The sequence below is a fragment of the Pseudomonas alkylphenolica genome (assembly GCF_016009175.1).
In the GTDB taxonomy this organism is placed as follows: Bacteria; Pseudomonadota; Gammaproteobacteria; order Pseudomonadales; family Pseudomonadaceae; genus Aquipseudomonas; species Aquipseudomonas alkylphenolica_B.
The window spans coordinates 139,645-147,840 of sequence record NZ_JADUCM010000012.1; the positions used below are offsets into that span (position 1 = coordinate 139,645).

Annotated in this window: 7 protein-coding genes; 3 read left to right on the forward strand and 4 right to left on the reverse strand. The window is 61.6% G+C overall.

The features are described 5' to 3' along the window. Positions 1 to 69: 69 nt before the first annotated feature. The gene (locus tag I5S59_RS13235; protein ID WP_197877006.1) at positions 70 to 1,941 is read left to right on the forward strand and encodes a SurA N-terminal domain-containing protein; all 1,872 of its coding nucleotides are present in this window, start codon (positions 70 to 72) and stop codon (positions 1,939 to 1,941) included. 67 nt (positions 1,942 to 2,008) lie between these two features. On the opposite strand, the gene I5S59_RS13240 is transcribed toward I5S59_RS13235, so the two are convergent. The 4 genes from I5S59_RS13240 to I5S59_RS13255 form a co-directional block, all read right to left on the reverse strand. Then, a complete protein-coding gene (locus tag I5S59_RS13240; RefSeq protein ID WP_197877007.1) occupies positions 2,009 to 2,695 on the reverse strand; it encodes a GntR family transcriptional regulator in 687 nt (228 codons plus the stop codon). Between the two features lie 15 nt (positions 2,696 to 2,710). Next, positions 2,711 to 3,415: a FadR/GntR family transcriptional regulator gene (locus I5S59_RS13245; RefSeq protein ID WP_197877008.1), complete on the reverse strand. Its 705-nt coding sequence runs from the start codon at positions 3,413 to 3,415 to the stop codon at positions 2,711 to 2,713. A gap of 69 nt (positions 3,416 to 3,484) precedes the next feature. Next, entirely contained in the window at positions 3,485 to 4,795 is a 1,311-nt protein-coding gene (locus tag I5S59_RS13250) for a C4-dicarboxylate transporter DctA (RefSeq protein ID WP_197877009.1), read from the reverse strand. 378 nt (positions 4,796 to 5,173) lie between these two features. Next, positions 5,174 to 6,049 carry a universal stress protein gene (locus tag I5S59_RS13255; protein WP_197877010.1) on the reverse strand — a complete coding sequence of 292 codons (876 nt, stop codon included), beginning with the start codon at positions 6,047 to 6,049 and terminating at the stop codon, positions 5,174 to 5,176. 200 nt (positions 6,050 to 6,249) lie between these two features. On the opposite strand from I5S59_RS13255, the gene I5S59_RS13260 reads away from it, so the two are divergent. After that, complete coding sequence (locus I5S59_RS13260; RefSeq protein WP_197877011.1) at positions 6,250 to 7,023, forward strand: ABC transporter ATP-binding protein; 774 nt, start codon at positions 6,250 to 6,252, stop codon at positions 7,021 to 7,023. 39 nt (positions 7,024 to 7,062) lie between these two features. After that, a complete protein-coding gene (locus I5S59_RS13265) occupies positions 7,063 to 8,022 on the forward strand; it encodes a quinone oxidoreductase family protein (protein ID WP_197877012.1) in 960 nt (319 codons plus the stop codon). The last annotated feature ends 174 nt before the right edge of the window (positions 8,023 to 8,196 follow it).

The window sequence follows — 8,196 nt, forward strand, 5'->3', positions numbered from 1 at the left end:
TTTCTTCTATCAGGAATCTACCCACGCTCCACGGTTGGTTCATTCAGTACAACCGTTTCTGGGGGACGCATGCTGCAGAATATCAGGGACAATTCACAAGGTTGGATTGCCAAGACCATCATCGGTGTCATCGTAGCCTTGATGGCACTGACCGGCTTCGATGCCATCTTCCAGGCCACCACCCACAGCCAGGACGCTGCCAAGGTCAATGGTGAAACCATTAGCCAGAACGAGCTGAGCCAGGCTGTCGACATGCAACGTCGCCAGCTGATGCAACAGCTGGGCAAGGATTTCGATCCTTCGTTGCTCAACGAGAACATGCTGCGTGAGGCCGCACTCAAGGGGCTGATCGACCGCAAGCTGCTGCTTCAGGGTGCTGAAGACGCCAAGTTTGCCTTCTCTGAAGCCGCGCTTGATCAAGTGATCTTGCAGACGCCTGAGTTCCAGCAGGATGGCAAGTTCAGCCCTGAGCGTTTCGATCAGGTGATCCGCCAGATGGGCTACAGCCGTATGCAGTTCCGCCAGATGCTGGCTCAGGAAATGCTGATCGGCCAACTGCGCGCGGGCCTCGCCGGCAGCGGTTTTGTCACCGACGACCAGGTCAACGCATTTGCCCGTCTGGAAAAGCAGACCCGCGATTTCGCTTCGCTGACGTTCAAGGCCGACCCGGCTGCGGTGAAGGTCACCGACGAGCAGATCAAGGCGCATTACGACGAGCACGCCAAAGAGTTCATGAGCCCGGAGCAGGTCGTTATCGACTACATCGAGCTGAAGAAGTCGTCGTTCTTTGACCAGGTCAACGTCAACGAAGACGAGCTCAAGGCGCTGTACGAGAAAGAAATCGCCAACCTGTCCGAGCAGCGTCATGCCGCCCACATCCTCATCGAAGTCAACGACAAGGTGAACGAGGCCCAGGCCAAGGCGAAGATCGACGAGATTTCGCAGCGACTGGCCAAGGGTGAAGACTTTGCCGCACTGGCCAAAGAGTTCTCCCAGGACCCGGGTTCAGCGAACAACGGCGGTGACCTCGGTTTTGCAGGCCAGGGCGTCTATGACCCTACCTTCGAAGAGGCGCTGTATGCGCTGAACAAGGACCAGGTGTCGGCCCCGGTTCGCACCGAATACGGTTTCCACCTGATCAAGCTGCTGGGTGTGCAGGCGCCTGAAGTGCCAAGCTTTGCCAGCCTGAAAGACAAGCTGACCCGTGAGCTCAAGACTCAGCAGGTCGAGCAGCGCTTTGTCGAAGTGACCAAGCAGCTGGAAGACTCTGCCTTCGAAGCTTCCGATCTGGCCCAGCCAGCCCAGGAACTGAGCTTGAAGGTTCAGACCGCACCGGCATTCGGCCGTGAAGGCGGCGAAGGCATCACTGCCAATCGTGCCGTGATCCAGGCCGCGTTCAGCCCTGAAGTGCTGGAAGAAGGTTCCAACAGCAGCGGTATCGAGCTGGATCCGGAAACCGTCGTTGTGCTGCGTGTGAAAGAGCACCTGAAGCCTGAGCAGCTGGCGCTGGACGTGGTGTCGGACAGCATCCGCAAGCACCTGGCCCAGGAGCAGGCGACCGCCGCACTGAAAACCAAGGCAGACGCGCTGATCGCTGGCCTGCGTGACGGCAGCATCCCGCTGGCGGCTACCCAGGAAGGTCAAAGCTGGAAAGTCCAGGAAGCGGTCTCGCGCAGCCAGGAAGGCATTGATCCGGTCGAGCTGCAGGCACTGTTCCGCATGAGCAAGCCTGAAGCCAAGGACAAGCCTGTGTACAGCAGCGTTGCACTCAACGATGGCAGCCTGGTTGTACTGCGTCTGAACGGCGTCAACGAAGGCTCGGCGGCCACCGAAGAAGAGAAAGCGGCGTACCGTCGTTTCCTCGCATCGCGTGCCGGCCAGCAAGACTTTGCGGCCTACCGCAAACAGCTGGAAGCCAAGGCCGACATCACTCGCTACTGAGTGCCTGTCGCTTGAAACAGAAAAGGCCGCTTACGCGGCCTTTTCTGTTTTCAGGGGTGCGATCACTTCAAACATCCAGCTCCAGCTTGGCTTCGATATGGTCCAGGTGCTGGTGCATCAGTGCCAGGGCGGTGTGCGCGTCCCCCAGTTCCAGTGCATCGATGATTGCAGCGTGCTCCTGCCAGGCACAGTGGCTGCAGGGGCGGGTTTCGTACTGGGCGATGATCAGCGAGGTTTGCGGGACCAGGCCATTGAGAAAGCGCGTCAGCGGTGCGTTGTCGGCGATCTCCGCGAGCTTGAGGTGGAACTCTCCGCCCAGGCGGATGGCGGTGCAGCGCTGGCCCTGTTCGTGGTGCTGGCGTTCGCGGGCGACCAGGTCACGCAACTGCCGGATCTTGGCCGGGCGTGAGCGTTGCGCGGCCAGGGTGATCAGGGTGGTTTCAGCCAGGCGCCGGGCGCTGAGGATCTGCCGTGCCTGTTGCGGGTCGGGCGCGGCCAGGCGCGCGGTGTGGCTGGGCCGCTGGACAATCACTTGCTGGTCGCACAGGCGCCCCAGTACGCGCCGGATCACCGTGCGGCTGACGCCGAACGCCTCACCCAGGGCCTGCTCGGGGAGGGCGCTGCCGGGGGCCAGGCGCTGTTCCAGAATGGCATCGAACAGGCGCGGGTAGATCTGCTCGGCAGACAAGCGTACTTCGCCGTGGACAAGCAGCGGAGGCAGGGTGGTCGCAGGGGCTTGGGCGCTGGTGTTCATCTCTGCTCTCCTGGGTCAGGCGACCGGGTGGTCGTCCGGTATGTTCAGTTCGATACCCATGCGCCGGCCTTCCTGGAGGATATGGTGGCGCATCTGCGCGCTGGCCTGGGCGCTGTTCTTGTTGCGGATGGCGCGTACCACGGCCTCGTTTTCTTCCAGGCGAGCGGCCAGGTGTTCGGGCGAATTGCGCAGCACCGCAGCACTTTGCTTGAGGGCATTGCTGGTTTGTTGCACCACGCTCTGGAAGATCGGGTTGGCGGTCAGGGTGAACAACTCTTCGTGGAAGGCGATGTAGGCGTTAACACCGGCTTCGCTGTCTTGCGCCTCAAGGGCTTCGCGCATGTCCATCAGGGTCAGGCGCAACTGGCCGATTTCCTTGCTGCTGATGGACTGTGCCACCAGGCCGACGATGAAGGGCTCCAGGGTGTAGCGCAGCTGCAGCACGTCCTCGAGGCTGGCGTCGGCTACGCCGGTTTGCAGCGGCGTTGATTCTGCGAGGTCGGCGTCGAGCACCAGCACCCCTTTGCCCGGCATCGAGCGCACCAGGCCGAGGGTTTCCAGCACCGTGACCGCCTCGCGCAGGCTCGGGCGGCTGATGCCCAGTTGCTCGGCCAGCTCGCGCTGGCCCGGGAGCATCTCGCCGGTGCGCCACTGGCCACGGGCCAGGGCCTGGCGGAGTTTTTCCACCACTGAGTTCACTACGGTCGATGAAGTAATCACTGTTCACTCCATGAGAACACTTGCATGGTTTGCTCCTGTGGCCGGCAGGGTGACTGCCGGCCGCGTTGCTCAGAACTCTTGTTGATGGGCGGTCGAGGTTTTGCGCTGGGCAAAGCCGAAGCCCTGTTTGCCGGCCAGTACATTGTTGGCCCGCTCCATGTCGATGTCGCCTTCCCAGCGGCCGATGGCGACAGTGGCCACGCAGTTGCCGATCAGGTTGGTCAGCGCCCGGCCAATACCCATGAACCAGTCCACCGCCAGTACCAGCACCAGGCCGACCACCGGGATGGCAGGGATCGCAGTCAGGGTCGCGGCCAGGATAACCAGTGCCGAGCCGGGGATGCCATGGGCGCCCTTGGAGGTGATCAACGACACCAGCAGGATGGTCAGCAGGTCGGTCATGGCCAGCGGGGTACCGGTGGCGTTGGCGATGAAGACGATGGCCAGGGTCAGGTAGATCGAGAAACCGTCAAGGTTAAAGGAGTAACCGGTGGGAATCACCAGGCCAACGGTGGAGTTGCCGATGCCCAGGTGCTCCAGTTTGCGCATGATCTGTGGCAGTACGGCATCGGAAGACGCGGTGCCGAGCACGATGGTCAGCTCTTCGCGCAGGTACTTGATGAACGGCAGGATGCGCAGGCCCGAGAGGCGCATGACGGTACCCAGGATCAGCAGCACGAAGCCGGTGCAGGTGAGGTAGAACAGGGCAACCAGGCCACCCAGGTGCTGCAGGGACTCCAGGCCGTACTTGCTGGTGGTGAAGGCGATGGCACCGAACACGCCCAGCGGTGCCAGGCGCACGATCATGCCCATGATGCGGAAGATGACGTGGCTCAGTTCGTTGATCAGCCGCGAGATACCCGAAGCCGCTTCGCCAACCAGGTTCAGCGCACTGCCGAACAGCACCGAGAACAGCAGCACTTGCAGGATGTTGTTGTCGGCGAATGCGCCGACGACCGAGGTCGGAATCAGGTCCATGAGGAACGCAGCGGTGCTGTGCATATGCTGGCCGCGTTCTGCCAGGTTGCCGGCTTCGGCGCTGGCCAGTTGGTCGAGGTGAATATTGGCGCCGCTGCCAATCCCCGAGGTAAAGGCAAACACCAGGCCGATGACCAGGGCGATGGTGGTGAGAATCTCGAAATAGATCACGGATTTGAGGCCGATCCGTCCGACCTTCTTCAGGTCGCCCGCACCGGAAATGCCGCTGACCACGACACAAAACACAATCAGCCCGATGAGCATCTTGATCAGTTTGATAAAGCCGTCACCCAGGGGCTTTAGCTGCAGGGAAACTTCGGGAAAGCTGAGGCCGCAGGCGATGCCAAGCATCAGGCCGAGCACGACTTGGAGAAAGATCGAACGCGAGCACCATTTGAGCATGGGAGGGATCTCTGATCGGTGTCCTTGCTTCGATGCCCGGGAGGCGAAAGAGCGGAGGACTTAATTATTGTGGTCTTACCGGTATGTCCAGTGCGTGCTGAGTGTAGGCGCGGCTTTTCGGCGTTGGCAAGGAATTCTTGGGACTTGACTGGGTGCGGCGCGGGAGGCTTTTTAAAAACAGTGGCTTACAGCGAATAGGTCGGACGGGCGGCGTTGCGACAAGTAGCCGAGACAGCGTTCAAGCGACCTGTGAACGGTGCTTGATACTTGAAAGGGTAGGGGTGAATTTTAACTGGTCAGACCGGTTCGGCAACGCAATTGCCGGGCGGGAAAGCGTGATGGGGGCGCGGAGTACGCCCCCTGTTGAATCAGCGCAGCTTACAGAGTCACCAGCACATCACACCGGGACTCATTGAGAACATGTTTGGTGATGCTCCCTATCAGCAGTTCTTCCAGGGCGCTTTCGCCCTGCTTGCCGATCACGATCAGGTCGCAGTCCAGTTCCAGTTCCTGCTCGACGATCCGCCAGGCGGGGTCGCCGTGCACCACGACCTGGCGGGCACCGGACACCCCGGCGGCGTCGCTCAGTGCCGCAAGTTGTTCAATGGCGTCTTTGCGGATGACATTGCGGTAGTGGGTGAGGGTGTCCTGGTCAACATGGGCAAAGCGCATGCTGCCTTCAAAGGGCGCTTCGTACACGTGCAGGAGAATGATCTCGGCCTCTGGCGCAACCGCCTTGGCGATCTTGATCGCGCGCAGCGAAGACGGCGAAAAGTCGACCGGAACCAGCAAGCGGCGGTACGCATCGCGGGGTGCGCTCTTGACCACCAGCATCGGGCAGAGCATGCGGCTGAGCATGCGTTGCACGGTAGAACCGAGCAGCAGGTGGCGGACCAGGCTCTGGCCCTTGGCCCCACAGACCAGCAGGTCGCTGCGCCTGTCTTGCACGACGCGGGTAATTTCGCTGACAACCGAGCCGGACGTAGTCTGAATGCCCGAGGCGATGTCATACCGCTGGAACAGCATGTCTGCCAGTTCGTGGGTTTTTTCCTTGGCGGTGTCCAGTGCGCGTTTGAGCAAGTCTTCATCCGGCACGACGATCTGCTTGAGGCGCTCAAAAGGGGCTGGGTTGGCAACATAGAGCAAATCCAGCGATGCATCCCGTGCCTTGCTCAGCAGGGCGGCCCGCTCTGCTGCATTGCGGGCGGGGGTGGACAGGTCGGTGGCGACCAGTACGTGTTTCAACGAGGTCATATGGGTCTCCCTATGCGGTGCCGTGCACCTGAATCTATGGCGGTGCCCTGGGGTTCAAGGCGGTGGCCAGCTGTCGATCCGTTCCCTACGTTCAGTCATCGTCTCGCGTACTGAGCTTAGCGTGTTGATCTGTATCAAGGGTGTGGGGAGCGCCCCCTGGGTGCTACCTTCTCCATTTGCCCGCCGTTGACGAGTAAGCCATGATCGAATTTCACAACATTACCGCCTACCAGCAAGAGACCCGGGTGCTCGATGGGTTTTCCCTGCACATCGGCGCCGGCGAGAAAGTCGCCATCCTCGGCCCCAATGGTGCCGGCAAGAGCACCTTGCTCAAGCTGATCACCCGCGAGCTGTATCCGGTTGAGCGCGCAGGCAGCCACCTGAAGCTGTTTGGCAGCGACACCGTCAACCTCTGGCAATTGCGCAGCCGCCTGGGCTTTGTCTCCCAGGACCTGCAAGAAGACTACACGCCCTATACCCAGGCGCTGGACGTGGTGGTCTCGGGGTTCTTTGGCGCTATCGGCGCACACGGTCATCTACAGCCCAGCGACGAACAGCTGGAACAGGCGCGCGCGCTGCTTGGCGTAGTGGAAATGGCGGGCTACGAACAGACGATGTTCCAGCGCCTGTCCACCGGCCAGAAACGACGCCTGCTGCTGGCCCGCGCACTGGTCCACCAGCCCCGCGCCCTGATCCTCGACGAACCGGCCAATGGCCTGGACATGGGCGCGAGCCTGGGCATGCTCAAGCTGCTGCGCAGTTTCTGTGGTGACGACCATGCAATGATCATCACCACCCACCACATCGACGAGATCATCCCCGAGATCGATCGTGTGGTGCTGCTGAACAAGGGCCGCATCGTTGCCGATGGCCCCAAGGCCGACGTGCTCGACAGTGCCGCGCTGTCCGACCTTTACCAGACCAACCTGCGCATCAGTGAGCAGGATGGCTGGTACCGTTGCTGGCATGCCTGAAGCACGCCGCCCTCTCATGTTGATCTACGGAGTAAACCCATGAAAGCCGCCATCGTTCATGATTTCGACCAGCCGCCACGCTACGGCGAGCTGGATGCACCGCAGGCTTTGCCAGGCGAAGTGCTGGTGCGCGTTCGCGCGGCGGCGCTCAGTCAACTGGTACGTGCCCAGGCCAGCGGCAAGCACTACAGCAGCGGCAAGACCCTGCCGGTGGTGCCGGGCGCCGACGGCGTCGGCCTGCTTGCAGACGGCAGCCGCGTGTACTTCGCCTTTCCCCGTGCCCCGATTGGCGCCATGGCCGAGGTGGTCGCCGTGGATGCGCGCAACGTTGTGGCCGTGCCGGACGGCATCGACGACATTACGGCCGCGGCCATCGCCAACCCGGGCATGTCGTCCTGGGCGGCCTTGCAGGAGCGCGCGCACTTCAAACCAGGCGAGCGGGTACTGATCAACGGCGCGGCCGGCACCTCCGGGCGTCTGGCGATTCAGGTAGCCAAGCACCTGGGGGCTTCACGAGTCGTGGCCACCGCCCGTAACCCCGCTGTGGAGGCGGAGCTGCGTGCGTTGGGGGCGGACGACTTCATTCGCCTGGACCAGCCTGCCGAGCAGTTGACCGCTGCACTGCGCGAGGAAATTCAGGGGCGGGGAATCGATGTTGTCCTCGACTATCTGTGGGGCCAGCCGGCGGCGTGCATTCTCGATGCGCTGGTCAGCCACGGCAGCGGCAATGCCGCGCCACGCGTGCGATTCGTCAACATCGGCGCATTGGCCGGGGCAACCCTGCCGCTCAGTCCCGGGGTGCTGCGCAGCTCCGGCCTGGAAATGCTGGGCAGCGGTCTGGGCAGTGTTTCCAACGAGGGGCTGGTGAAAGTGGTTGGGCAATTGCTGCAGGCAATAACGCCGGCCAACCTCAAGGTAGAGGCCGAGGCTGTGCCTTTGAGTGAGGTCGAAGCGAGCTGGCAGCGCAGTGCGGCGGAACGTATCGTCTTCGTGCTGTAAGCGGGTGTGAGTGGTTGAGTTCGCGCTGACGATTTTCCCTTTTCTGCTTTCGATTGAATCGATTCCGCCCCATTAACGGGCGCCACAATACCCCTACGACCCCAGGGCGTAGATGACACGCATAGCGCACAGGGGAGGTTAATTTATTTTTTAATAAAAAAATTATTTTTTATA

Bases quoted from the DNA above. Each gene is read 5' to 3' on its own strand.
- I5S59_RS13265 (WP_197877012.1), top strand. From the start codon at position 7,063: ATGAAAGCCGCCATCGTTCATGATTTCGACCAGCCGCCACGCTACGGC.
- I5S59_RS13250 (WP_197877009.1), bottom strand. From the start codon at position 4,795: ATGCTCAAATGGTGCTCGCGTTCGATCTTTCTCCAAGTCGTGCTCGGC.
- I5S59_RS13235 (WP_197877006.1), top strand. From the start codon at position 70: ATGCTGCAGAATATCAGGGACAATTCACAAGGTTGGATTGCCAAGACC.
- I5S59_RS13260 (WP_197877011.1), top strand. From the start codon at position 6,250: ATGATCGAATTTCACAACATTACCGCCTACCAGCAAGAGACCCGGGTG.
- I5S59_RS13240 (WP_197877007.1), bottom strand. From the start codon at position 2,695: ATGAACACCAGCGCCCAAGCCCCTGCGACCACCCTGCCTCCGCTGCTT.
- I5S59_RS13255 (WP_197877010.1), bottom strand. From the start codon at position 6,049: ATGACCTCGTTGAAACACGTACTGGTCGCCACCGACCTGTCCACCCCC.